Origin of the sequence: Bacillus smithii (assembly GCF_001050115.1) — a bacterium.
Classification (GTDB): Bacteria; Bacillota; Bacilli; order Bacillales; family DSM-4216; genus Bacillus_O; species Bacillus_O smithii.
In genome coordinates, this window is the sequence record NZ_CP012024.1 from 1,638,803 (window position 1) to 1,664,735 (window position 25,933).

Annotated in this window: 19 protein-coding genes, 3 pseudogenes and 1 other annotated feature; of the genes and pseudogenes, 16 read left to right on the forward strand and 6 right to left on the reverse strand. The window is 37.3% G+C overall.

The window, feature by feature from the left end:
• Nucleotides 1-651 precede the first annotated feature (651 nt).
• Complete coding sequence (locus BSM4216_RS07740; protein ID WP_048623339.1) at nt 652-1,734, reverse strand: FUSC family protein; 1,083 nt, start codon at nt 1,732-1,734, stop codon at nt 652-654.
• Between the two features lie 187 nt (nt 1,735-1,921).
• Entirely contained in the window at nt 1,922-2,644 is a 723-nt protein-coding gene (locus tag BSM4216_RS07745; RefSeq protein ID WP_048623340.1) for a DsbA family oxidoreductase, read from the reverse strand.
• 294 nt (nt 2,645-2,938) lie between these two features.
• On the opposite strand from BSM4216_RS07745, the gene BSM4216_RS07750 reads away from it, so the two are divergent.
• The 7 genes from BSM4216_RS07750 to BSM4216_RS07780 all read left to right on the forward strand — a co-directional run bounded on the left by BSM4216_RS07750 (nt 2,939) and on the right by BSM4216_RS07780 (nt 11,229).
• Complete coding sequence (locus BSM4216_RS07750) at nt 2,939-3,961, forward strand: TIR domain-containing protein (protein WP_048623341.1); 1,023 nt, start codon at nt 2,939-2,941, stop codon at nt 3,959-3,961.
• Nucleotides 3,958-4,137 carry a hypothetical protein gene (locus BSM4216_RS07755; RefSeq protein WP_003352877.1) on the forward strand — a complete coding sequence of 60 codons (180 nt, stop codon included), beginning with the start codon at nt 3,958-3,960 and terminating at the stop codon, nt 4,135-4,137. The genes BSM4216_RS07750 and BSM4216_RS07755 overlap by 4 nt, the downstream gene beginning before the upstream one ends.
• 592 nt (nt 4,138-4,729) lie before the next feature.
• Complete coding sequence (locus BSM4216_RS07760; RefSeq protein ID WP_082142284.1) at nt 4,730-5,359, forward strand: response regulator; 630 nt, start codon at nt 4,730-4,732, stop codon at nt 5,357-5,359.
• A 68-nt stretch (nt 5,360-5,427) separates the two neighbouring features.
• Entirely contained in the window at nt 5,428-6,399 is a 972-nt protein-coding gene (locus BSM4216_RS07765) for a sensor histidine kinase (protein ID WP_048623342.1), read from the forward strand.
• A gap of 108 nt (nt 6,400-6,507) precedes the next feature.
• The gene (locus BSM4216_RS07770; protein ID WP_048623343.1) at nt 6,508-7,278 is read left to right on the forward strand and encodes an ABC transporter ATP-binding protein; all 771 of its coding nucleotides are present in this window, start codon (nt 6,508-6,510) and stop codon (nt 7,276-7,278) included.
• Nucleotides 7,253-9,172, forward strand: coding sequence for an ABC transporter permease (locus BSM4216_RS07775; RefSeq protein ID WP_048623344.1), 1,920 nt, complete (start codon nt 7,253-7,255; stop codon nt 9,170-9,172). Before BSM4216_RS07770 ends, BSM4216_RS07775 begins: the two co-directional genes overlap by 26 nt.
• Nucleotides 9,173-9,597: 425 nt before the next feature.
• Nucleotides 9,598-11,229 (forward strand): pyridoxal phosphate-dependent decarboxylase family protein, encoded by a 1,632-nt coding sequence (locus tag BSM4216_RS07780; protein WP_048624444.1) that lies wholly within the window; start codon nt 9,598-9,600, stop codon nt 11,227-11,229.
• Between the two features lie 716 nt (nt 11,230-11,945).
• Here BSM4216_RS07780 and BSM4216_RS17315 read toward each other — a convergent pair.
• Nucleotides 11,946-12,914 carry a methyl-accepting chemotaxis protein gene (locus BSM4216_RS17315; protein WP_371836631.1) on the reverse strand — a complete coding sequence of 323 codons (969 nt, stop codon included), beginning with the start codon at nt 12,912-12,914 and terminating at the stop codon, nt 11,946-11,948.
• A pseudogene (locus BSM4216_RS17320) lies at nt 12,888-13,853 on the reverse strand (HAMP domain-containing protein); the annotation flags it as partial. The gene BSM4216_RS17315 and the pseudogene BSM4216_RS17320, both read right to left, overlap by 27 nt.
• Before the next feature lie 339 nt (nt 13,854-14,192).
• Here BSM4216_RS17320 and BSM4216_RS07790 point away from each other — a divergent pair.
• From BSM4216_RS07790 to BSM4216_RS07795, 3 genes and pseudogenes are all read left to right on the forward strand, one after another.
• A pseudogene (locus BSM4216_RS07790) lies at nt 14,193-15,154 on the forward strand (bile acid:sodium symporter family protein).
• Between the two features lie 73 nt (nt 15,155-15,227).
• Entirely contained in the window at nt 15,228-15,392 is a 165-nt protein-coding gene (locus BSM4216_RS16710; RefSeq protein WP_156179233.1) for an RraA family protein, read from the forward strand.
• 17 nt (nt 15,393-15,409) lie between these two features.
• Complete coding sequence (locus BSM4216_RS07795; protein ID WP_048623346.1) at nt 15,410-16,381, forward strand: 2-hydroxyacid dehydrogenase; 972 nt, start codon at nt 15,410-15,412, stop codon at nt 16,379-16,381.
• Nucleotides 16,382-17,003: 622 nt separating this feature from the next.
• On the opposite strand, the gene BSM4216_RS07800 is transcribed toward BSM4216_RS07795, so the two are convergent.
• A complete protein-coding gene (locus BSM4216_RS07800; protein ID WP_048623347.1) occupies nt 17,004-17,216 on the reverse strand; it encodes a hypothetical protein in 213 nt (70 codons plus the stop codon).
• Nucleotides 17,217-17,546: 330 nt separating this feature from the next.
• Nucleotides 17,547-17,775: a binding site (T-box leader), on the forward strand.
• Here BSM4216_RS07800 and thrS point away from each other — a divergent pair.
• Nucleotides 17,755-19,317: pseudogene (gene thrS / locus BSM4216_RS07805) on the forward strand (threonine--tRNA ligase); the annotation flags it as partial. (Overlaps the previous feature by 21 nt.)
• Nucleotides 19,318-20,049: 732 nt before the next feature.
• On the forward strand, nt 20,050-21,618 hold the full coding sequence (locus tag BSM4216_RS07810; RefSeq protein ID WP_048623348.1) for a Vga family ABC-F type ribosomal protection protein: 1,569 nt from the start codon (nt 20,050-20,052) through the stop codon (nt 21,616-21,618).
• A gap of 511 nt (nt 21,619-22,129) precedes the next feature.
• On the opposite strand, the gene BSM4216_RS07815 is transcribed toward BSM4216_RS07810, so the two are convergent.
• A complete protein-coding gene (locus BSM4216_RS07815) occupies nt 22,130-22,987 on the reverse strand; it encodes a LysR family transcriptional regulator (protein ID WP_048623349.1) in 858 nt (285 codons plus the stop codon).
• Nucleotides 22,988-23,102: 115 nt separating this feature from the next.
• Between BSM4216_RS07815 and BSM4216_RS07820 the strand changes: the two genes are divergently transcribed.
• The 4 genes from BSM4216_RS07820 to tnpB all read left to right on the forward strand — a co-directional run bounded on the left by BSM4216_RS07820 (nt 23,103) and on the right by tnpB (nt 25,908).
• A complete protein-coding gene (locus tag BSM4216_RS07820) occupies nt 23,103-24,527 on the forward strand; it encodes an NAD-dependent succinate-semialdehyde dehydrogenase (protein WP_048623350.1) in 1,425 nt (474 codons plus the stop codon).
• A 44-nt stretch (nt 24,528-24,571) separates the two neighbouring features.
• The gene (locus BSM4216_RS07825; protein ID WP_048623351.1) at nt 24,572-25,099 is read left to right on the forward strand and encodes an FUSC family protein; all 528 of its coding nucleotides are present in this window, start codon (nt 24,572-24,574) and stop codon (nt 25,097-25,099) included.
• Nucleotides 25,100-25,237: 138 nt separating this feature from the next.
• Nucleotides 25,238-25,558: an IS66 family insertion sequence element accessory protein TnpA gene (tnpA, locus tag BSM4216_RS07830; RefSeq protein ID WP_003352856.1), complete on the forward strand. Its 321-nt coding sequence runs from the start codon at nt 25,238-25,240 to the stop codon at nt 25,556-25,558.
• Nucleotides 25,552-25,908 carry an IS66 family insertion sequence element accessory protein TnpB gene (gene tnpB / locus BSM4216_RS07835; RefSeq protein WP_003352857.1) on the forward strand — a complete coding sequence of 119 codons (357 nt, stop codon included), beginning with the start codon at nt 25,552-25,554 and terminating at the stop codon, nt 25,906-25,908. The genes tnpA and tnpB overlap by 7 nt, the downstream gene beginning before the upstream one ends.
• Nucleotides 25,909-25,933 lie beyond the last annotated feature (25 nt).

Here is a 25,933-nt window from a genome sequence, read left to right on the forward strand (position 1 = left end):
ATTCCTGTTATTCTTATTTTTTACTTTTGCACCAAAGCATTTTAATCATATAACGTTTTGATGTTTAAATGCTTTTAAGCGCTAAAGTTTTTGATATTACTATATCATAATGAAGCACTGTGTCAATGTAAGTTTAAAAGATCGGAAAATTACGAATAAACTGATTTTTAAAGATGTAGGTATAATCCAAAATGAAAAAACAAATGGGAACTTATAAAAGAATGTCATATTTATCATTATCTGAACAGAAGGTTTCTATTATCGTAAAATAGTATAGGAAAGTGATTTAAGTCATAAAAATGGATGGAGGAAAAACGCTCAATCGATCTTAAGGGATTTACTATAAAAAATTTCGTAAAAAATTTCGTTTTCCTTTTAAAAAAAGCGAACTTGACCTATTCACTCGTCACAGCAGATCGTAAGGGGATAGTGTATTTACAATCCTAATAAAATGTAGGACTAGTAAAGAAAGATAACGGTTAAACATCTCTTCATGAAGCGTTGATCAATAATGAGGGGGTTACTCTTTCGGATGGCAGGTACACAGAAAGTGTGTTTTGGAATCGTTGCCTAAACATCCTTTTATTTATATCCTAAAAAGCATATTGTTGTGAACGGACTGAAATTCAAAATTCATCGTAAATGATCTTCTTAAATGTATTTTTGTTTTTCCGGAGCGGTCCAAAGGAAGTAGCCGAAAACAAGAGCAATAATACAGCCGACAAAAGTGTACACCAGACGATCGATCATTAAATCAAAAGAAATGTGCTTTCCTTTGCCAAGCAAAATAAAAAGCAAAGGTACCATCGCCATTGAATAAAATACATAATTTTGAGTCTTTAAATAACTGCGAATTCCACCGATGAACGCCACTATGACAACGATCCACAAAAAGGACAACGGAAATATTAAAATGGCGCCACCAATCAGAACGCCGAAAAAAGTTCCAAGAGCGCGTTGATAAATTCTAGAAGGACCGATAGACGTTTTTCTTTGGAGCACCAAAACAACAGTCAGACTGATCCAATAGGCATGTGGATTCTTTAAATATAATTGAATCACTTGTGCTACGCTCAAACACAAAACGACACGGATCGTATAGAGCCAAGCCCGAGATGTTTTCAATCTGATTAGCCAGTATTTACATTGCGTAAAAAAATCAACATTGGAGGGATTGTTGGATAATGATTTGCTAAACGGTTTCTTTTTTATAAAAAACCGATAAGAAACAGAAAAACAGAGAAATAGAAATACAGCCCATATTGAACCTAAAGAAAAAAACAAACCTATCAGCAATGGGCTGATCTGTGTGGGCGGGGATATACCTGCACCGATCATAGATAAAATAGTAAAACGCATGCTGTTCACAGCGAACGTACGATTCAGGCCGCCTACTAGAGAAACTAATCCGTTCACAAACACCAAAAAGATACTAGCTGATAGCGAATGATGATTTCCAATAAATACTCCTAAACTAATGACAATAAATCCTGCGACGATGATCTGCACATAGTTTAAAACTTCTTCCTTTAACGAATGATCCACATTTGGAGGGTTCATAAAAAGACTGCCTAGAGCAACGATGAATCCCGTTTCTACATGGCCGATTAACGCACCGACAATAATCGGCAAAGCCATTCCTAAAGCACTTGAAAAAATTTGCAATTTCGGGACAGGAATAGAAGGATCCCATTGCAAAAAGTATTTCAAAAAATTCAGCGGTTTATGATTCATTTCTTTCCTCCTGTTTCATTCTCTACCATTCATATTATGGAATAACCTAAGAATAATGAACAACCTTACCCCGATAAAAGTACCGGAATAAGGTTGCTGAAATAAATGATCTTTATTTAATGGACAAGTGGAACTTTAAGTAAAGAATCTGGCTTTGTATAGATTTTATTTGATACTTTGGTTCGTTCTATTTTGTTTCAGGAATGGCGCAGCTTCCATCAGCACAGCTTACATTATCTTCCGTTGAAAGGTCTTCAAAGGCAGGGGAAGCGGATTCTTCTTGCCATACTTTTTGCAGAGCACCAACAAAGGTTTCCAATGGTTGAGCACCAGAAATGGCATATTTTTGGTTGATGAGAAAGAATGGAACACCTCTAATGCCATATTGCTGCGCTATGGCTTCGTCAATGCGGACATCATTGGCATAAGCATTTTGATCGTGAAGAACGTCTAAAGCTTGCTTGCGATCTAGCCCGGCTGTTTCGGCGATATCGGCTAATGTTTCGTGATCCCCAATATGCTTGCCTTCCGTGAAGTAAGCCCGAAAGAGTTTTTCGGAAATGTCCGCTTCTTTCCCTTGAGTTTTTGCAAATTTTACTAAACGATGAGCGTCGAAAGTATTCGTCGGCTTCATTCGATCAAAATCGAAAGAAAGTCCAACGCTGGCGGCTTGTTGGCCTATACCTTGATTGGTTTGTTTCGCTTGTTCGATACTCATGCCATATTTTTCTGCTATGGCTTCATGTATGCTTTTTCCACTGTTTTTTGGGGCATTTGGATCCAACTCAAAGCTTTTGAATTCAATTTCTACTTGATCTTTATGCGGGAATTGCGATAAGGCCATTTCTAATCGATGTTTACCTATATAGCAAAATGGACAAACGTAGTCAGACCATACTTCAATTTTCATATTGAACACCTCATATTATTGGATTCCACCATATAGTAACACAAAGCTGATTAAATCCCACGTATCTTGCTCATTGTGTTGTTATTCCTTATGCTCTATGTAAAAAGTGAAGAGGATTGGATGAAAAAGCCAAGCTTGCTAATTGCGGCTTTTTCCTGTCAAAACAAAATAATTTATGAAATAAGAAGAAATATAATATGATATAGGAGGAAATATCTTACAGACCGATAAGAATTAAACCCATACTTATCAATTTAGCGAAAATCTAAACTAACTAAATGGTTTGGAGGCATTATGGCACAAAATAAACCTAGAGTTTTTATTGGATATGCAAGAGAGTCAATTGATTATGTAAATGCTGTACATGAAGCACTTAGTTATGTTGCAGAAGTTACTCCTTGGTCTGCTGGAGCTTTCAATCCTTTAAATTACACAATGGAAGATCTCGAAGCGCAATTAGATCAAAATGACTTTGCTGTTTTCATATTCTCCCCAGACGATATCGTAAATATACGGGGTACAACGGCTGTCATGACACGAGATAATACATTGTTTGAAATGGGTCTTTTTTGGGGAAGGTTAAGAAGAGGACGGGTTTTTTACTTGATTCCGAATACAGTACCTAAAGTTTTAAACGAAACAGAAATCGAAGGTTATCGCCTGCCTACAGATTTAATTGGAATTTCTCCTTTGAAATATGAAGTGCGAGAAAAACAAAATTTTGCTGCTGCAGTAAATGTAGCTTGCAGTCATATAAAACGAAAAATTCAAGAACAGGGACCTTATGAAGACCCGGCTATACTTTTAGAAGAAGCAAAATTAAGACAAAAAGAGCGGGACGCAGTGGCTCTTTTTACCCTTAAATTAACCAAAGAACTTATTCATTCTGATGAGACCAAAATCTACGATTACTTGTCTGATGCACTTCGAAGTGTATATGCTATTCATCCACTATTCAGTATAGACGGAGTAGGCGTGTGGAAAAAAGAAGGTAATGATGGATTAAGACATGTTGCAGGAAAAGTAGGACGAGTCGATTTTTATCCTTTTACAATAAACGATGGGAAAAAAGAAGAGGACGAAGATAGGATTCTGGTTATCGATAGCTTTTTAAAAGGGGAAGAATTGGTCCTCTTAACAAAAGATCACTTGTTTAAAACTTATTTAATATGCTATCCTATAGGTAATGAATTGGTTATAACTGTAACTATTTCCGGGTCAACCTTTTTAACTGATGATGAAATAGGATCCCAATTTCTTGCAAACTATGAATTGATGAAAACAATCCATTATCTTTTTGGAGGTGCTTCTGAATGACAAGGTTTATTAATCCAGCAGTGAAAAGAAAGGTTTCTGCCAAGGATTCATATAAACTTGGCGAGCCTGTTGTTGGAGTAAAGGCAGTGGCACCCGTTAAAGGTAAGGAACAAGTCGGAGCCGTAGTGTATAAACGCAAAGCAAAATACGGTGACCTTTTTGAAAATTGGGCATAAGAAACTTATTAAGTTTTTTTTAAAACACTTCAATCTTTATGGTGAAGTGTTTTTACTTTTATGGAGGAATAGTTCTTTAGGCGTTTCTCGAAGATTCGTCATACCAATTCCATCGACATGACCTGAATCGATATACTGCTTGTTGCCTTCTCAACGATTTCCCCTTTTTGATGAAAAAATGACACCAGAAGTAGTAGCTTGGTGTGTCGTAATAACTTTTGATCAAAAATAATTCCTTCTTAAAGACGTTCTTCTCACTTGTTGTGAAAAAACATCCTTATTCCATTTCAGCCATCCGTTACTAAAAAACAAAACCCTCCCTTCAAACCTATTTTTATATTTTTTTACAATTTAAGCAATCCTTTATTTAAATGGATAAAACCATATTTTTTTCACAAAAAATTGATCATGGAAGGATGATGGCTAGTCAAGAGGTAAGTGTAGTATTCAATCATTTGACAAGTAATTTTTTACTATAGATAACGATTTATTATACCTTAATTTGCTACTAAGAAAACCAGACAATCGATTTCCATTTTCATTCGTTTTTGACATTTTGATACAATCATAGTAGGGAAAAAGGGGGGTTTTCATGTTTAAAATCTTGATTGTAGAAGATGACATCCAACTGGTTCGTCTACTTGAAAGGCATTTACATAAATTCAACTTTGATACAAAATCAATAGAAAATTTTGAAACTATCAAAGCTCAATTTGAACAGTATGATCCACATCTTGTTCTTTTAGATGTGAACCTGCCTAAATTTGACGGGTATTATTGGTGCCGTCAAATTCGCACCATTTCCACTTGTCCCATCTTATTTATTTCTGCACGCGACAGTAAAATGGACCAAGTCATGGCACTGGAAAATGGAGCAGACGATTATATTACAAAGCCCTTCGATTATGAAATTGTGACAGCTAAAATCAATAGCCAATTAAGACGCGCCTATGGGCCGTATGCCCATTCTAACAAGGAACGATTGGTCAATGTGTCAGGTTTAAAGCTGGATCTGGAACGTTTGTTGCTTTCTTTAGAGGATCAAACTATTGATCTAAGTCTCACGGAAGCCAAAATATTGGATGAATTGATGAAAAAAGCAGAGAAAGTCGTGAGCCGTGATCGACTATTAGAAAAAATTTGGGATGATCAAGCGTTTGTGGACGACAACACTTTAAATGTGTATGTCACACGGGTCCGGAAAAAATTAGCTTTATTATAGATTCATGATGCGATCGAAACCATTCGTGGCCAAGGATATCGATTCATGCCAAACTGGGAGACGAAAAAATGAAGCTTTTTATACGAGATCAACTGCCGCTCTTTTTTCTTTACTTCGTTCAATTGTTCGTGGTGACGTCCATTTACTGGCTTGATGATTATCATCATTTGACGATTAGTTTATATGCGATCTTTCTCAGTATTTGTCTTTTGATCGCCTATCTTTGCTACAGATATTGGACGAATCGTTCTTTTTATCAACGATTAGAAAAGCCGTTGACTTCAATAGAAGATTTTACGAGCGAATGGCAGCGATCCCCTCTATCTGAAAGTTTACATCAACTTCTCATATGCCAATTCGATCATTATAAAAGAGATTTACATAACTATAAATATAAGCTGGAAGATCATGTACAATTTATTCATCAATGGGTACATCAAATGAAGACTCCCATATCCGTTATTCATTTAATTATTCAAGATGAGGATGATGTTCGTTTTCGGGCCATTGGTGATGAGCTTGATCGTTTAAAAAAAGGATTAGAAATGGTTTTATATACGGCTCGTTTAGATTTATTTGAACACGATTTTTATGTAGAAACGATTCAATTGGAAAAAATGGTCCGTTCAGTTACATCCAGTCAAAAACGTCTTTTTATTCGAAAACACGTTTTTCCTTCGATAGAAATCCCTGAAAACTTGACTATAATCACTGATGAAAAATGGCTGTCTTTTGTTTTGACACAACTGATCACAAATGCTGTAAAATATACGATTCATGAAAATCGAAAAGTATATTTTCGCGGATTGAAACAGGGCCGTCATATCATTTTGGAAATACAAGATGAAGGGGTGGGAATACCCGAAAGCGATTTGCCCCGTGTTTTCGAACCATATTTCACTGGCGAAAATGGTCGTCATTTCCAAGAATCCACGGGAATGGGTCTCCATTTAGCGAAACAAATTTGTGAAAAATTGGGCCACCGTATTGAAATAGAATCGAAAGTGGGTCAAGGAACGACGGTTCGAATTCTCTTCTAGCAATCAGAAACCTTACAAAACTGTAAGTCAACTGTAATCTTACGAAATGGTGAGAAAGCGGGTTTCTCGATAAAATGAAGATACCAATGATCAGGGAGTGAATTCGAAATGTCGATTTTAGAAGTGAAACATTTGGAAAAAATTTATGAGGGCAAGGTGGCCTATAAAGCATTAAATAATATCCATTTTTCTGTTGAAAAAGGCGAATTTGTTGGCATTATGGGGCCGTCTGGAAGCGGGAAAACCACTCTTTTAAATGTGATCGCCACTATTGATCGCCCTACAGCGGGTGAAATTTTCATCAATGGGAAAAATCCCCACACTTTAAGTCGAAAGGAGATGGCGCTGTTTCGAAGACATGAGCTTGGTTTTGTGTTTCAACACTTTAACTTGCTCGATACTTTAACTGTTGAGGAAAATATAGTACTGCCGCTAACCCTTGACGGCGTCAGTGTACGTGAAATGAAAAAAAGACTTGAGGTCGTTAGTGAGAAGCTAGGAATCCAATCTATTTTAAAGAAGAGAACGTATGAAATATCAGGTGGTCAACAGCAGCGAACAGCGATTGCCCGTGCCATCATTCACAAACCTTCTTTGATTTTGGCTGATGAACCGACAGGAAACTTAGATTCGAAGTCTTCCAAAGATGTAATGGAAATGCTGACAAAGATCAATGAACAGGATGGCGCTACTTGTTTGATGGTGACGCATGATGCTGTGGCCGCCAGCTATTGTCATCGCGTGATTTTTATTAAAGATGGACAACTTTATAATGAAATTTACCGCGGCGATAACCGCCAAACTTTTTTCCAAAAAATTATCGATATGCTTTCTTTATTAGGGGGTGACAGTCGTGAACTTTCCACAGTTCGTCTATAGAAATGTCACCCGAAACAAAAGAACGTATGCCGCTTATTTTTTCAGCAGCGCCTTTTCTGTTTTGATCTTCTTTGTGTATGCTTTGTTTATTTTTCATCCTGGAATCAAAAAAGGCGTCACTGCCATAACGGCGGTGGAATTAATGAAAGCAGCGGAAATGATCATGTACGTATTTTCTTTCTTATTTGTACTTTATTCTGTCAGTACCTTTCTAAAATCCCGTAAAAAAGAATTTGGAATTTTGATGATGCACGGGATGACTAAGGGACAATTGGTTTCTATGGTTTTTCTGGAAAATATGCTGATTGGAATCGGCGCGATCATTACGGGAATTATTATTGGACTCATTACTGGAAAATTGTTTTTAATGATTGGATCGAATATGTTTGGACTGGAATCCTTGCCGTTTTACGTTTCTCCAAAAGCATTGTTCTTGACGATTGGAGCCTTTTTCGTTTTATTTTTCTGTATTTCCTTATTCACTACCATACTCGTTCAAGTCAACAAACTGATTGATCTATTCCAAGCAGGAGAAAAGCCGAAAAAAGAACCAAAAGTATCCAAACTTTTATCGCTATTCGCAGCTATTCTTTTAACGGTTAGTTATTACTTGGCCGCAACGACAACGATAGGAAACATGATGTCTCGAATATTGCCGGTCATTGGAATGACTATTGTCGGAACTTATTTTTTCTACACACAACTTTCTGTTTTTATTACAAAATTATTGCAAAAGAATCGATCTTTCTTTTGGAAAAAAACGAATATTATTACGATTTCAAGTTTAGCTTATCGTTTAAAAGACAATGCCCGCATGTTTTTTATGGTCACCATCGTTTCCACTGTGGCATTTTGCGCAATTGGGACACTCGCATCCATGAATGTAATGAATCGCCAATTTCAAAAAGATAATCCCGTTGCCGTCAGCTATCTTGCATTGGATCGATCACCAGTGCATCAACAGCATTTACAGCAGATCGAAAAGGATTTTCAAAAGAAGCATCTACACTACAAAAAATTTCAATTGCCAGTCAAAATCGTAAAAATGAAGACTTTTGATCAAACATCGTCTTCACGTTCAACGGAGCAGCTGTTACCGGTTCTTTCTTTTTCACAATATAAAAAATTGTCTAAGTTGGCAGGGCTGGATGTTCGAGAAAAACCGCTGGCTGGGAACAAAGCACGCTCTTTGTCATCATCAACTTCTTTTCGAATCAAGCCGAAAACGAAAACATATGCGATCCCGCAGCAAAATTTAACATGGAAAGATTTAACGTACACGAAAAATGCGGTTTTTCCTTTTCAGTTTTTTCATGAAGGCTTGGTTGTCAGCGATGAGTTATATCCTAAAATCAAACCTGTTAAGTGGGAAACTTTCACAGGCTATTACACAAAGCGGTTTGAAAAAACGGAAGGAATTGCCGATCGTTTAGTAAACAACGGTTTCGCCATTCCTGATGAAAAAGGGCCTTACTCCATGATGGTCAGCGGTACTATTTATGCCAACCAGATGAGTATGTACAAAACGATGCTATTTGTAGCTTTATTGATTGGAACAGTCTTTTTCGTCGCGGCAGGAAGCTTTTTATATTTCCGTTTGTACAGTGATTTGGACTATGACAGACGACAATATTTAACCATTAAAAAAGTCGGTTTGACCGACCAAGAATTGAATCAAATCGTCACTCGTCAAATGGCGCTGCTGTTCTTTGTCCCCATTGTCGTCGCCTGTATTCATAGCGCCTTCGCTTTTATGGCTTTGCAAAGTTTTTATATCTTATCTATTGCTAGAGAAATGATCATCGTATTAGCTTGTTTTTTCATCGCCCAAGTCATCTATTTCTTAATCATTCGCTCGCGTTATTTGCGAAACCTCAAAAAATCGCTGATTTAATCATAAGTGTGCGGAAGCCTCCATTTGAATGGGGGCTGTTTGTATGTCTATATGAAATATGCATTTCTTAAAGCAGTTAAGATTCCATTTATTTTGCCATCTAAATTCTTTATTTTTCTAGCCGATAAAAAGAATGTGGCGCCATACGGTTTAAAGGACAGCTTCGAATCTAATTTTAAATCTAAAACTCCCCTCTTTTTCATTCAAACCCTTTCTTAAAAAATTAAGGATTGGGCTATCTAAAAGCAAAAGGATAATGAAGAAAAGGGGAGATTAAAACCGGCTGTCAGCTCTTAGATTGAGACATATTCAGGCAAGCAGCTGGTAACAAGAGCGGGAGAGCGTTTTTGAATCGAGGTTATTCGCCATAGATCGCTGATACTAACATTATGAATGGACAATCGGAGGATTTGCAAATGACTAACATGAATCAACTGCAACAATTATTTCCTAGTGCTGATGGAAATGAGGAACAACGAAAAAAAATTTTAGAATATATCAATACTATTTTTACTAAAATCGATGAATTAAAAGATCCTTCCAAATTAACTTTAGGAGAAATGCCCAATTACACAAAAGATTATTATAATCGTGTGATCAAAGAGGCCAATGTACCGAAAAAAGGATTGCCAATGGAAGTAACGATTACGGAACTGATTGATCTGGCAAAAGGTCACCGTTTTGTGAATAGCAATTATGTAGCAAATGTATCACCACTGCCGAATATAGCCAGTATTTTAGGAAACTTAGTCATGGTTCTGTTAAATGGGAATGCCCTTTGGGATGTAGAGGGGTCAGGTGCAGCTAAAGCGGAAGTCATGGTGACGAGCATGCTGTCCAAAATGGTCGGGTATGACGAAAATACAAGTGCCGGATATGCAACGTGGGGAGGACAAGGAGCCGTCTTTCATTCATTACGAATCGCGATTTCTCGTCAATTCCCGGATTCGAATAAAGAGGGGGTTCCTAAAAACATATTTTGTTTCTGCTCCGAATTATCTCATTACAGTCTTTATAAAGCAGCAGAAGCAACAGGTATAGGTGTCAACAACATGATACGTGTGAAGGTTAATGATGACCATTCCATGAATTTAGAAGATCTGAAACTCAAAATGGAACAAGTGATCTCTGAAGGTGGAATACCGGTTTACGTCCTCGCGACTATGGGAACAACAGACACCTTTGGTATAGATGATATTGAAGGTATAAAGGCTATCACTAGCGAATTAGAGCAAAAATACAGCTTAAAACCCATTTATATCCATGCCGACTCTGCTATGGGGGCAATGTACACATTCTTTAATGAATATGATTTTGTGAAGAATCCATTAAAATTCGAAGATCGTGTTTCTTCAGTTTTAAAAAGATACCAACAAAAATTAAAGAGTATACATTTAGCGGACAGTATGGTCTTTGATTTTCATAAAATGGGCCAAACCCCTTACATATCAAGTTTATTTCTGTTAAAAAACAGGGAAGATTTAAGGTTTGTAGACTTAGATGCTTCTGAAACGCCTTATGTCGGCAATAGAGGGTATGGAAGTTATCATACAAGCTACACGCTGGAATGTTCTCGTATGGGTAGTGCCATTACTATATATGCTTCACTGTTATCGATGGGGATTGAAGGCTACCAGTCACTGTTGGCCAACTATATTCGTGTGAACATAGCTTTTAGAGAATCTTTGCTAAGAGAGTTTGCCAATGTAGCTGTGACAAACGAAATAGCGCCAGTGACAACTTTTAGATTTTATCCGAACGAAGTTCTTTGGAAAGAAGAACTAGGAGGGAAATTAACAAAAGACGAAGTAGTGGCCATTAATGAATATAATAGTGGATTTGCTGAATTAATCGGCGCCGACAGAGATAGGATCTATTTTGGCAATACATCCAAACAAAGATTAATTCCTGTTCGTGATAAGACCAAAAGGCTACCTGTTTATGCACACAAATTCTTCTCCATTTCACCATATACGACAATAAAAGAAGTAGACAAATATATAACCTTTTTGAAAGAACACATGAATATTTATCAGAAATCTCTATTTCTAGTATGATATTGTAGAGATAATGAATGGAAAAGAATCCAAATGAAGCGAAAAACCGATAGGGGATATGCCTATCGGTTTTTTATGTGCGCCCGGCATGTACATGAACTATAGGGTGTAAGTCCCGAACCCCGAAGACAGAAGTAGAGGTTAGCCAAGAGCAAGGGTGTCCGTGGTGACGCGGAATCTGAAGGAAGCTGGAGGCAAAACACCGGTCCGAGGAACACGAACCTCATATAAGGCTAGGTATGATTGAGTGAGTTTGCATAACAAAACAAAGCTCTTTCTGTCGAAGGTCATATCGAGTAAATGAGGCGGATAGATGGTGTGAAAGTGCATGTACTTACCCGGGGAGGTCTGGCGGATATGTGAAGTACTCTTCATAACCTACTTAGTGATAAGTAGCTGAACCGTCAGAAGTCAGCAGAGGTCATAGTATTAGTTGGTCTAGAACAACTAAGAAGGACCGAACAATTAAGAGAGAATAGCCCTTGGTATTCAGTGAGTCATGATGAACACAGAAAACGTAGTACCTCACTTGAGGGAGGAAGCGGTGAATCCCGTGGGAGACCTCTTGGAGGGTGGAGTGACCACTGGCATAAAGAGAACAGCTATTCACGGAAGTTATAAAGACTTGCGTCAATTATCTTAATTGAACCGCCGTATACGGAACCGTACGTACGGTGGTGTGAGAGGACGGGAGTTAATCGCTCCCTCCTACTCGATTATGCTTTAAATTTAGTAATCATGGATTGCAAATCGTGTGCTAACTCATTTAATTCTCTAGAAGCTTCGTATAATTGATTGATGGATTCTAATTGTTGTCCAGTGCTTTCTTCTATTTCACGAGTGAAGTTTGAGTTATTTTGTGCAATTGCTTCAAGGTCTTTGACAGATGCCGTAACTTCTTCTGTTCCGGCAGAAATCTCTTGAGATGCGACTGAAACACCTTCGATTTGACTAGAAATTTGGTTTGCAATCTCTTTAATTTTAAAGAAAAGTTCTCCGGTTGTTTGAGCAATTTCGGTTCCTTTTTCTGCTTCAGCTGTTCCATGCTCCATAGCGGAAACAGCGTTGTTGGTTTCATTTTGGATCTCCTCAATGATTTTGGCAATTTTCTCAGTAGAATGGTTAGACTCTTCCGCCAACTTTCTGACCTCTTCCGCTACGACCGCAAACCCTTTACCGTGTTCGCCTGCGCGAGCCGCTTCAATCGCAGCGTTAAGAGCTAATAAATTCGTTTGGCTTGAAATATTGGTAATGACTTCGAGAATACCGGTAATTTCGTTTGAACGTTTTTGTAGCGAAGTGATCACATGACTGGATTGTTTTACAGTGTCATTAATGATTCTCATTTGTGAAATGACTTCATTGATTGCGTCTAGACCATTTATTGCGTAATCTTCCATACGTTTAGATACGGTAGAAACATCTTGAGCTGATTGTGCGATCGTGTTGATTTCAGTCGCGATTTGTTCGATAGCTCCTGCTGATTCTGTCACTGATACTTCTTGTACTTGGATCCCATCGATCATTTGTTTAATGTTATTACTGATGATGACAGAGTGATCTTTCGATTGTTCCGTAACTTTTGATGCTAATTCGGATGATTGTAATAAGGTATCAGAGGTTTGTCTCATTTTCCCAATCATTGATTTTAATTCGGACGCCATTTCATTGAATGCTTCATTCATTTTCCCTAAATCATCTTCTCTGGTAGGAAGTTGAATATCAAGATTTCCGCTTCTCATTTCGTTAATCCCCGTTAATAACTGTTTTAAGGGTTTGAAGCTTCTGCGACTAACCCATACATGAATAAGAATGATCACGATAATGGCAGGTATCAGAATCAACAATGAGTTAAGCAAAAATTTTTCCGTTCCATCCTTCACCATGCTCGCATCCACGTCTACTCCAAAGAACGCCCATACGTTCCCTGTACTGTCTTTAATGGGATAGAGCACGGTCACCCAAGTTCCGAATTGGTCTTCATACACATCCGAAACGGTTATTTTTTTTGTTTTATTTAATTCTTTAATCGGTTTAGCGATCGTTTTCGGTTGTTCATATAAATCACCGACGTTGATTCCGTTTTTTTGTAATCCTTCTTTTATATTTGTGGGTGTCGCAATAATAGCGGATTGATTTTTTTGATTCAGTTTGGTTCCCATTATATATGCTTGGGCAACATTTGGATTGTCACTCGAAATTTTGTCAAAAAAAGCGGTTAATTTTCTTTGGGTTTTACCATTGAAATCTTTTTCGTATGCAGCTTTCTCAACCAGAGAGGGATCAATTTCGTTTCCCCAACGTTGTGCAATATTCGTTGCTTGCTTCTCCATTTCTTTTGTCAATACTTCGTTTTGAATGGATAAACTTGAAAGGATAAGTATGGTTCCGACTAATAGGATGAGTGCTGTGGTTGCAACGATGGATTTTGTTGCAAATGAAAGTTTTTTAAATTGGTTTAAAGATAACTTTCTAAAAATATTCATGTTGAAATCTCCTTTTCTTTTTCTTTTTCTATAGCTTATATCGGTCATTTCAAAGAAAGTTATAGGGATAGAACAATAAAACGTGTTTTTCGTCTGCCAATGAGAATTTGAAAAAATAGGGGGAATAAAGAAATTCATAATCGTAAGAGATAATGCGAAGAATGCCGATAAGTTATTTTGCAGCCTACATTCGTTGCGATAAAGCTATTGTTCTAAAATAATCAATTGTAAGTGGGGATAATGGATAAATCCGAAGGCACCTACAATATGTACTGGACCTTCCTCAATCTTGTATCGATTAAAAGGAGATGCATGCAGAAAAACTAAAAACGTTCTTTGTATGCGACAGTTTTTTTATTATTAAGAAAGCGAAAGTGAAGAAATCGATAGTAAAATTGTAAAATATAAAAAATTCTGATAACATACTATCTAGCTAATTATCAAATCACTAGAAATGAGAATGAGGTGGCTATCATCATGTTATTTATCGAAAAAATTAGTTCTTTTGCAGGGAAAACCTTTACGTTTTGGGTTATTCTTTTTTCCATTATTGCTTATATTTTCCCAGATCATTTCAAATGGATCGGAGCCTATGTCGTTCCGTTGTTAGGAATTGTCATGTTCGGGATGGGACTCACATTATCCGCAGCTGATTTTAAAGAAGTATTTCGTCGGCCAAAATATGTAGCGTTAGGTGTTAGTGCCACTACATTATCATGCCGGGATTGGCTTTCTTATTGGCCTGGGGATTAAATCTGCCGCCGGAAGTGGCTGTTGGCGTCATCTTGGTAGGATGCTGTCCAAGTGGAACGGCATCGAATGTGATGGTGTTTCTAGCAAGAGGGGATGTGGCCCTCGCTGTGTCGATCGCATCGGTTTCAACCATTCTAGCACCGATTGTTACTCCGTTGCTTATTTTGCTACTGGCAAGCAAGTGGGTAGACATCAATATGTGGTCATTATTCGTCTCTATTATTCAAGTGGTGATTATTCCATTGGCACTCGGATTTGTCATTAGGAAATTCTTTGGCAAGCAGGCGGAAGCAAGTGCAAAGGCGCTGCCGCTAGTATCTACCATTGCGATCGTTATGATTGTAGCAGGTGTAGTAGCAGGCAGTCACGATAAGCTGGCCACCACAGGTCCGCTCATTTTTGCTGTCGTTATCTTGCATAATGTGCTCGGCTTTTTGCTGGGATTTTTGCTTGCTCGTCTATTCGGAATGGATTTAGCCAAACAAAAGGCTGTGGCGATGGAAGTAGGAATGCAAAATTCGGGATTGGGTGTCGCCATTGCAACCGTTAATTTTTCGCCAATAGCGGCTGTGCCTAGTGCGATTTTTAGCGTCTGGCATAACATCTCCGGTTCCATTCTCGCAACGATTTTCAGACGCATGGGAGAGAAAAAAGAACAAATATCAGAATTAACAATAAGTAAGTAAACATTTTTTCTATTCATTTGCGAAAGAACGTCAACCGGGAGATCTTATTGTAGGAGATGAGGATGGTCTCATAGTGGTCCCGGCAGAGGAGGCGGCAGAGATTCTGAATAAAGTAAAAACACAGTCTCAAAAAGAGAAAGAGATTTTTCAATCCATAGAAGAAGGAACCGTAGACAGAAGCTGGATGGATATTGCCTTAAAAGAAAAAGGCTGTGAAATTTACGATACATCTTTATGAAATGATGGAGGTAGTCAATGAAACCGAAAGTTTATATCACGAGGAGAATTCCTGAACCATTCATAAACCGGTTAAGTCTTATTTGCGATGTGCGAATGTGGGAAAAAGAAGACATCCCTGTACCGTATGAGATTTTAAAAAATGAAATAGAAGATATTGACGGTTTATTGTGCATGTTAACAGACAATATAGATGATTCGCTCATAAGAAAAGCAAAAAGGCTTAAAATCATTGCTAATATGGCCGTCGGTTATAATAATATCGATATTAACAGCGCAACCAATCATGGTATTATGGTCACTAATACACCGGACGTTTTAACAGAGACGACAGCGGATTTAACGTTTGGCCTATTGATCGCAACAGCACGTCGTCTCATCGAGGCATCTGATTATTTAAAAAATGGGAATTGGAAAACATGGTCTCTCATGCAATTAACAGGGCAAGATGTATATGGATCCACTTTAGGTATCATCGGATTAGGACGGATTGGAGAAGCTTTAGCGAAGAGAGCAAAAGGTTTTGACATGGAAATTTACTATTTTAACAGAAGGCGTAAATATGAAAAAGAAGAGGAATTAGGGGTTCAATATGCTCCGCTTGAAAAGCTTCTAAAAATATCGGATTTCGTTTGTATTATGACTCCTTACACACCCGAAACAAAAAATTTAATCGACTATGAACAACTTTCTTTGATGAAAAAGAACGCTATCCTTATCAATACGGCAAGAGGCGGAATTGTGAATGAAACAGCTTTGTACCACGTTTTAAAAAATGGGGGAATTGCGGGAGCAGGGTTAGATGTCTTTGAAGAGGAGCCCGTATCTTTAGATAATCCTCTATTAACTTTACCGAATGTCGTCGCCCTTCCGCATATAGGCAGCGCCAGTACTGCGACCAGAATGAAAATGGCTGATCTTGCCGTAACGAATTTAATAGCCGGTGTTCAAAACGAAAAACCTAAAAATCTGGTAAATTGTATACGGTAAAAATGAATCGCCACTTACGATGGAAGTGGTGATTCATACATATTTTCATAATTAAAATGTGGATCCAATCTTTCGGATCCGTTTTTTTGTGATGATAAAAATGGAAAACAAAGCATATAATAAACAAAATGATGAATGAAAGCAGGCGGATACATGCTAAAAATGATTGACTTGTATAGGAAGCATTTAAGTGGCGAAACGTTTAAGGGGCTAAGCGAAATGAATTTGGATCATTTTCCCATTAAAAATCCTGCCGATCTTGCCGGGTCATCGCTAGTATTACAGCATATCGTTAAAAAACATTTGATGCTACGCCAATCATGAAAGGCACAAAAACAAAACAACCCGCTATGGAAGCGGGGCCAAGGTTTCATCATTTTAACGACTATTGATAATTTTTTTGACCAAAGGATCATTTTTATCGACCCGGACAAGTTTGATTGTGCTACTCATAACATAACCTGTTTTTTTGCTGGCAGACGCCCTCTGCAATTTTCGTGCTGCACGTTCATTTACTGCCTTTGTACTGATTGGAGCTGTAGTTGACATAGACATCACACTCTTTTCTTTAATGTTGCGCGATAAATTATAAAGCGTAAAGAATTGCGGATACTCTTTTTCTTCAATTCTCCTTTGTCAATGCCACCATATATTCGATATTCTCAATGTTCCTTCCGACAACATTGTGTAACAGCAAAAACAAGGACCGGTCTAAAATATCGAAAGCATAAGTATAGCTGCTGACGACTGTCACATATTCTTCATCGTTATAAGAGAATGAGTAAACGAGATAATTCTTTTTAAATAGGTTGTCTTGATTCTCTTTGTTACGCACAGCGGTTTCCCCGGTTTCTTCAGATTCTTCATTATTTCTTTATCATAACAATAGCTCGTAACGGCCAAAAAAATAAACCGTTATCCCTTCATTACGGAGAAGCTGAAGCGTATGAGTTTATAGAAGCATGAAAATAGTTTTAAGAAGAAAATTAGATCGGCGGCATCGATGGACGATCGAAAATAACCACTAAATACGGAGTAAGAAAATTTCTAAGTGAACGTGATGACGCTTCTTTTAAGTAAAATTTATAGGCTTCCAATCGAACACAAACAATTTTAATGTATATTGACTAAGAAACGATCATCCTATATAATCGTGACAAATTTAGTAAATGCTATGAAAAGGACATGAGTTTTTCTTAACGGTTCACAGAGAGGGAAGGGTAGCTGGAAACTTCCTAATGCTGCAGAAAAACTTACCCCCTTGGAGCAGTATTGGTGAAATCATAGTAATCAATACCGTCGTTGCTACGTTACAGCAAAATGAGCCGTCACTTTTGAATGGTGATGGGAAGTTGGGTGGAACCACGGGTATAGAACGCACGCTCGTCCCTTCGGAAAATCTTGAGATTCAACGTGTAGAAATATCATGCGAAGAGGCCAAAAAAATCTTTGCCGACGATCCTTTAAAACTAGAACTGCTAGAAGATATTCCACTAGACGACGTTGTGACAGTCTATCGTCAAGGGGAATTCGTTGATTTGTGCCGCGGACCACATTTGCCATCTACTCGATTCATTAAAGCATTTAAATTAACTCATGTATCAGGTATTTATTGGCGTGGTGATAAAAACAATAAAATGATTCAACGTATTTATGGTGTAGCTTTTGCTTCAAAAAAAGATTTAGATGATTATTTTCATTTTGTCGATGAAGCACAAAAAAGAAATCATCGTAAATTAGGCAATAAATTGGAATTATTTATGTTTTCCGAGGAAGCACCTGGAATGCCATTTTATTTGCCAAATGGTCAAATCATTCGAAATGAATTAGAGTCCTTTTTAAGAGAGCTGCAACATTCATATGATTATAAGGAAGTCCGTACGCCCATTATGATGAATCGGCGATTATGGGAGCGCTCCGGACATTGGGATCACTATAAAGAAAATATGTATTTTTCCGAAGTGGACAATCAAAGTTTTGCTTTAAAGCCAATGAATTGCCCTGGACATATGCTTATTTATAAAGATAAGCTTCATTCCTATCGAGACCTGCCGATTCGAATGGCAGAGTTTGGGCAAGTCCATCGTCACGAATTCAGTGGTTCACTAAACGGCATGTTGCGGGTGCGCTCATTCTGTCAAGATGATGCCCACATATTTGCAAAACCGGAACAAATAGAGGAAGAAATGACATCCGTATTAAAATTAATTGATTATGTTTACAGCACTTTTGGTTTTGAATATGAAATTGAGCTTTCTACAAGACCAGATGATTACATGGGCAGTGATGAATTATGGGATAGAGCAGAAGATGCTTTAAAGAATGTTTTGAAGAAACTTAACTATGAATATAAGATCAACGAAGGAGACGGCGCTTTTTATGGGCCAAAAATTGATATTCATATTAAAGATGCTCTGAAAAGGAGTCATCAATGTGCCACAGTTCAGCTGGATTTTCAATTACCTCAAAAATTTGATTTAACTTATATAGATGAGCAGCAGAATAAAATCCACCCAGTTGTGATTCATCGTGCTGTCTTTGGATCCATCGACCGTTTCCTCGGTATTCTAATTGAACATTTTGGAGGTGCCTTCCCTACTTGGCTGTCACCAGTTCAAGTAAAAGTCATCACTGTATCCAACATTCATAAAGCGTATGCAGAAGAAATTACACTGCGATTAAAACAGGAAGGAATAAGAGTTGAACTTGATTTGCGTGATGAGAAATTCGGCTATAAAATGAGAGAAGCCCAAATGAAGAAAATTCCATATATTTTAATCCTGGGCGATCATGAACGTAAAAGTCAATCCATTCATGTTAGAAAATATGGAAAAGAGGAATCAAAGGAAATGAAGCTGGAGGAGTTTATCTCTCGTTTAAAAAATGCCATCAAAAATAGATGCCTTGATAATAGAAAGGGAAACACTGAAATTTAAGTTCTATTGAGAAATTTCCGAATCATCGCTTATTATAAAATATTCTGCGATATTTTATGTAAACTTAGATAAGGATTTATTTCTGCGTTGTTCTTAATCCAAAATATCGGCTGACAAAGATGATTTCTGCTATCCAAAAAATTTTTAAAACGATAGACGATTTTTTTATCCATTATCAAAGTTACAAATCCTAATGGAGCTATTCCGAGAAAATTAGTGCTGGAACTATCTAACCGCCACCTGTTGTGAAGCCAGCTTCAAAGTGAGCTAAACTTGATTTCTCATAATCTTTCATTGGTTGTCTACGAACATTTGTTTCTGTAAAGTCGTTAGGCTTAACAGATTGACCGTGTTGATGAAAGAGTTTTTTGGTGGTTTTTTGAATTTAAATTTATAAAAAGGTTTTTTATTTACACTTGCCATTTGACAATTCTAAATGTATCGTTTAGATTGTAATCAAAATAAAAGATCGGAAGGGTGAACCAACTAAATGATTTTCTAATCCTATTCACGAAGGTCAACAATTAAAGGCTATATTAGCAGAAAAATCTCCGCTTCATTTTCATTTATGAGACCTTTAATTGTCGTTTTTCAGAATAGGATTGGACTTTCATAGGTTGGATCTAAAGGATCGTTTCTTTTGGTGTGCCCTATGATTTTGTGCCTCCTATTCTGAATGGATATAGGAGGCATTTTTTTGTCTCCTAAACTCGGGTACAAGGAGATGTTGATATGCTTTTATTAAAAGCTCACCATGTAAAGCACTATGTACAGGATCGTTTATTGATAGATGCGGATCCATTGCAAATTCATCAAAATGATCGAATTGGATTAGTTGGTCGAAATGGCAGCGGGAAAACGACGTTGCTTCAAATTCTGGCTAAAAAGATTTCTCCAGAAGAAGGGGTCGTTATTCAACATACTCGATGTGAACTTTTACCGCAGTTTAAACGAACAGATACAACCAAAAGTGGTGGTGAAGTGACGCAAGAATATATTCAAAAAGCTCTTGTTAAAGATCCGGGACTTTTACTTGCAGACGAACCAACAACAAATCTTGATACAGACCATATTGAATGGTTAGAAAAGAAGCTGAGAGAGTGGCAGGGGGCATTTATCATTGTTTCGCATGATCGTGAATTTTTGGATGCTCTTTGTACAACCATATGGGAAATCAATGAAGGAAAGATAAAAGAGTATGCAGGCAACTACAGCGATTACGTAAAACAAAAAGAAGCAGAGAAACATCAAGAACAATTAGCTTATGAAAAATATGTGAAAAAGAAAAAGCAGTTGGAAGAAGCATTAAAATTAAAAGAGAAAAAAGCGGAAAGAGCAACGAAGACGCCAAAAAGAGTCAGTGAATCGGAAGTAAGAGGGACAAAGCCATACTTTGCCAAAAAGCAAAAGAAACTGCAAAAAACAGCGAAAGCCATTCAAACGAGATTAGAAAAACTTGAAAAGGCAGAAAATGTGAAAGAACTCCCACCAATTAAGATGAACTTGCCGAATGCAGAAACGTTTAAAAATCGGATTATCTTTCGTGTAGCAGATGTAACGGGTATGATTGGAGAACGTGTGCTTTGGAGCCGTGCAAATTTTCAGGTTCGAGGTGGTGACAAATTAGCGATTATTGGTCCAAATGGAAGCGGGAAAACGACGTTAGTAAAAAAGATCGTCAACCAAGAGCCAGGCATCATGATTTCTCCTTCTGTTAAAATGGGCTATTTTAGCCAAAATTTAAATATATTGAATGTGGAAAAATCTATTATAGAGAATGTCCAATCCTCTTCAAAGCAAGATGAAACGCTTATTCGGACGGTCCTTGCAAGAATGCATTTTTTCAATGAAGATGTTTATAAGCCTGTAAGGGTTTTGAGTGGCGGAGAGCGAGTAAAAGTGGCACTAGCAAAACTATTTTTAAGTGACATTAATACGTTGATTTTAGATGAACCGACGAATTTTCTTGATACAGAATCTGTTGAAGCATTAGAGTCACTTCTAAAAGAATATGAAGGAAGCGTGATCTTCGTTTCACACGATCGCCGATTCATTGAGAATATCGCAACACGAATATTGGTCATTCGTAATCAAAAGATAGAATTATTTGAAGGAACCTTTCAGCAATATAAACATGTTCAACCACAAAAAACTCGAGACAGCAAAAAAGATCAACGTCTCTTACTCGAAACGAAAATTTCAGAAGTGCTAAGCCGCTTAAGTATTGAACCGTCTAAAGAATTAGAAATAGAATTTCAAAAACTTTTAAAAGAAAAAAGGGAATTGGACATAAATAAATAATTTTGAATATTGATTTTATAATAAAATTTTGTAATAGTTAAATTTACATCAACTGTTAAGCCCCCATAAGCTAATGAAGGGGGCTTTGTTTTTGATATAAAAAACATTTAGACCGTGCAGAAACGGTGATCTATTCCTGAGGTAAAAATGCGCTATTTAAGTTTGAAATGACGGTTTTAATCCATTATTCCAAAAACAAACCATCTTAGCTTTTATAATGCAAGAAATTCTCCAAATGTAATTAGATATTGAACGAAGCATCGAACATGTATTATGGTCATTCCCCTAAGCTTCATTTAAATACATTGAAAAGAAGGGTAGGAAAGAGGAAGTTGAAAAAAGCAATTATTTTTGATATGGATGGTACATTATTTCAGAATTCGTCATCCGATCTTGCACATAATAGAGCCTCTTAGATTATGTGTACAAGCAAAAAATCAAAATTCCAAAATCATATTCTTTCTTTAACAATCTATTAAAGTTCTTGGTTCTTCTGTTCGACCGAAGCAGATTATTCATGAAAGAATAAGGTAAATAGCAACTTTCCTATAGCAGGATTTCGTGCAATGAGTGAGATCTGTCTCTTGATGTTGAAATCGGCAATCGGAAGAACCTTAATAACGGATCGATCAATATTATAGGTAAAAATTTCCGGTAGTATAGATATGCCTAAATTGGCTGAAATAAACCCGATAATACTTTGACCAAAGTCAATTTCAAAAGAAATATTCGGTTGAGAATGATGAAGTCTATAGGCTTCTTCTATTAACATACGAACATCGCATGAAGAAGGGAGAACAACGAGGGGTTCATCCTTGAAGTCATTAAAATAAATGACATCTTCATGCTTAGCCAGTGGATGGAGATGATTGACAAACAAATAAAAAGGTTCTTTAAAAAGAGGTTTAGACCAATATGAATGTTGAATTTCTCGATCATCTAGCAGTGCTGCATCAATGTCCCCGGTATGTAGGTAATTGAAAATATCATAATAATGATAAAAAATTTTAATATTCACTTCCCGGTCGTTCTCCTTAGCTGTAGCTAATTTATATGGGAGATAAAAGCTGGAAATACTCGGCCACGTTCCAATTTTAATTTCTGAAGTTTTTTGTGTTGATAGAATCTTTTTTTGTATAGAACGAATTTTATGTAAGACAGGTTCAATTTCTTTAAATAAAATATCCCCGGCTTCTGTTAGTTCTACTCCTTTGGCAGAACGTGTAAATAATGTTGCTCCTAAATCTTCTTCTAGTTTTCTAATTTGCTTGCTTAATGCTGGTTGTGTCATATGAAGTTGTTCACTAGCTTTTGTTAAACTTTTTGTCTTCGCTGTAACCAAGAAAGCCTCTAGCCACTCTGTTCTCATTTTGATCCCTCATAACTTTTTGTTATATCCCTAGTATATAAAGGAAGTACTCCTAATGCAAAAATCATGATAGTCTTTGGATGAGTTCAAAACAACATCTAAGGAGGACAATCCTATGTATCCAAACAAAATGTATATAGATGGACAGTGGGTGGATGCAAAAGAAACCATTGATGTCATCAATCCAGCTACAAAGGAGATCATCGGCACTATTCCCAACGGTGGTAAAAAAGAAGCAAAAATGGCAATAGATGCGGCATACTCTGCCTTCAAGGAGTGGTCTAAAAAGACTGCCGAAGAGCGCAGTCAACTTTTATTAAAATGGCATTGCTTAATTGAAGAACATACGGACGAACTAGCGGAAATCATAACAACTGAACTAGGAAAACCTCTTTCCGAAGCAAAAGGAGAAATTTTTTATGCCAATAGCTATATCTCTTGGTTTGCTGAAGAAGCAAAACGAATTTATGGCGAAACGATTCCGGCATCTTCTCCCAATAAACGTATTATAGTCAAAAAACAGCCTGTAGGTGTTGTTGCAGCCATCACTCCATGGAATTTTCCGGCAGCCATGATTACACGAAAAATTGCACCAGCTCTTGCTGCTGGTTGTACAACCGTTTTGAAACCATCTGAAGAGACGCCTTTCACTGCTTTGAAATTGGCAGAACTCGCTGAGCAAGCCGGGATTCCAAAGGGTGTCATAAATATTGTAACAGGCGATGCAGAACCGATTGTGGATGTTTGGCAAAAAGATGAACGTGTACGCAAGCTCACTTTTACCGGTTCTACACGCGTAGGGAAAATTTTAATGCGCGGGGCCGCTGACACTGTGAAAAAAATATCTCTCGAATTAGGAGGGCATGCTCCGTTCATCGTAACAGCTAATGCAGATATAGAGAAAGCTTTAGAGGGGGTTATGGCGTCTAAATTTAGAAATGCCGGCCAAACCTGTGTATGTGCAAACCGTATTTTTGTTGAAGAAGGAATCGCTGAAGAATTTTCTAATAAACTAGCAGAAAAAGTGTCAAAATTGAAAGTGGGTAATGGATTTGAAGAGGGTGTAGATATAGGTCCACTCATTAATGAAGCAGCCGTTCGGAAAGTAAAGGCACAAATTGAAGATGCAAAACAAAAAGGAGCTAAAATCCTTGTAGGAGGTAACTCCATAAAAGAAGAAGAAGGCTTTTTTATGGAACCAACTGTTATTATGAATGCTACTGACGATATGTACTGCATGCATGAGGAAACATTCGGGCCGCTTGCTCCTATCACAACATTTAAAACAGTAGAAGAAGCTATTGAACGTGCTAATAATAGTCCTTATGGATTGGCTGCTTACGTATTTACAGAGAATATTCAAGAAGCAGTTTATATAACAGAGGCATTAGAATATGGAATTATTGGTTTAAATGATGGTTCTCCTTCGGCCGCCCAAGCACCATTCGGTGGATTTAAAGAGAGTGGGATCGGTCGTGAAGGAAGCCATTATGGAATTGAAGACTATCTAGAAATTAAGTATATTTCACTTGGATTGTAATTGTGCCTCATAATAACAAAAAGGATCATAACGGGGAAATATCGATGAACACCAAAGTGTTTATAAAGCATCTTAGCAGAGAACTAAATCGTGCAGGCATCACCTTACAGACTTTTAAAATATCACTAGCAGCAGGAATTTCATGGTGGCTGGCGACTTTCATTACTCCCCATTTCTATCCTTATATCGCTCCGTTAACAGCCGTTTTAATTACCAATACGACTTTTGAAAAGGCTGTAACCAAAGCGATTCATCGTTTCTTAGGGGTTGTAGGTGGAGTGGCATGCAGTCTGATTGTCTCTCAGTGGATCATGCCTTCAGGAATGGCCGCTTTTCTAAGTATTTTTATAGGGATGGCAATGGCGAAAACTCTTAAACTTCATCAAGACAGCATCTCACAAATAGGCGTAACTGTCGTAATGGTTTTGGCTTTTTTGCATTCGGGAGGTTATGAATGGGCCCGCATCATGGAGACAGTCATAGGATCAGTCGTTGCCATTTTTGTCACGATTCTATTACCTAACAGGAAAGCTGGTCATGAAGATACCCTTGACCTCGGCAAAGCAACGTAATATGTTGTTTTTTATGTTTATTATGTCTGTATTTCATTCAATTACTCGAAAAAGGTAAGCGTCAAATCTTGGACACCTTCTTGATGTGCTAATTTCATGAGATAATCTCCTCAAGATGAAATTGAAGGAGGTTTTTTTATGCCTAAGAATCCTGAATTACGAAAGGTTTGGGAACAACGAATCGCTGACTATCGTAAAAGCGGTCAAACTCAAGTAAACTGGTGCAAGGAAAATCAATGGAGTATTCACCAGTTTAAATACTGGTTAAGAAAAATTGAAAATCCAATAAAAAATCAAGGAAAGTCTACAAAATGGGCATCCGTTACCCTAGAAGATCATTCACAAACAGTTGAAAATTCATTACGGATTGAAATTAGTGGGATTTCAATTGAAGTAAAACCTGGTTTCGATCCGGCCTTTCTTTCAGAAGTGGTTAGGACGTTGAAATCAACATGTTAGTTGGTACAAGAGCTGAACGAGTTTACTTGGCAAAAGGAAGTACTGATTTGAGAAAATCCATTGATGGATTAGCTGCTTTGGTGAAAGAGGGATTTGATTTAGATCCCTTTTCATCAAGCTATTTTGTGTTCTGTAATCGAAAGCGAGATAAATTAAAAATTCTTCACTGGGACTATAATGGTTTTTGGCTTTATTATCGTCGATTGGAAAAAGGAAAATTTCAATGGCCAAATGAAAATGACACTGGAACGATACAAATTAGTTATCGGCAATTACGCTGGTTATTGGATGGCCTTGCAATGGAGCAAAAGAAAGCACACCCAGAAGTAAAGGCTAGAACAGTTATATGAATTTTTTACTTTTAACAAAAACCTT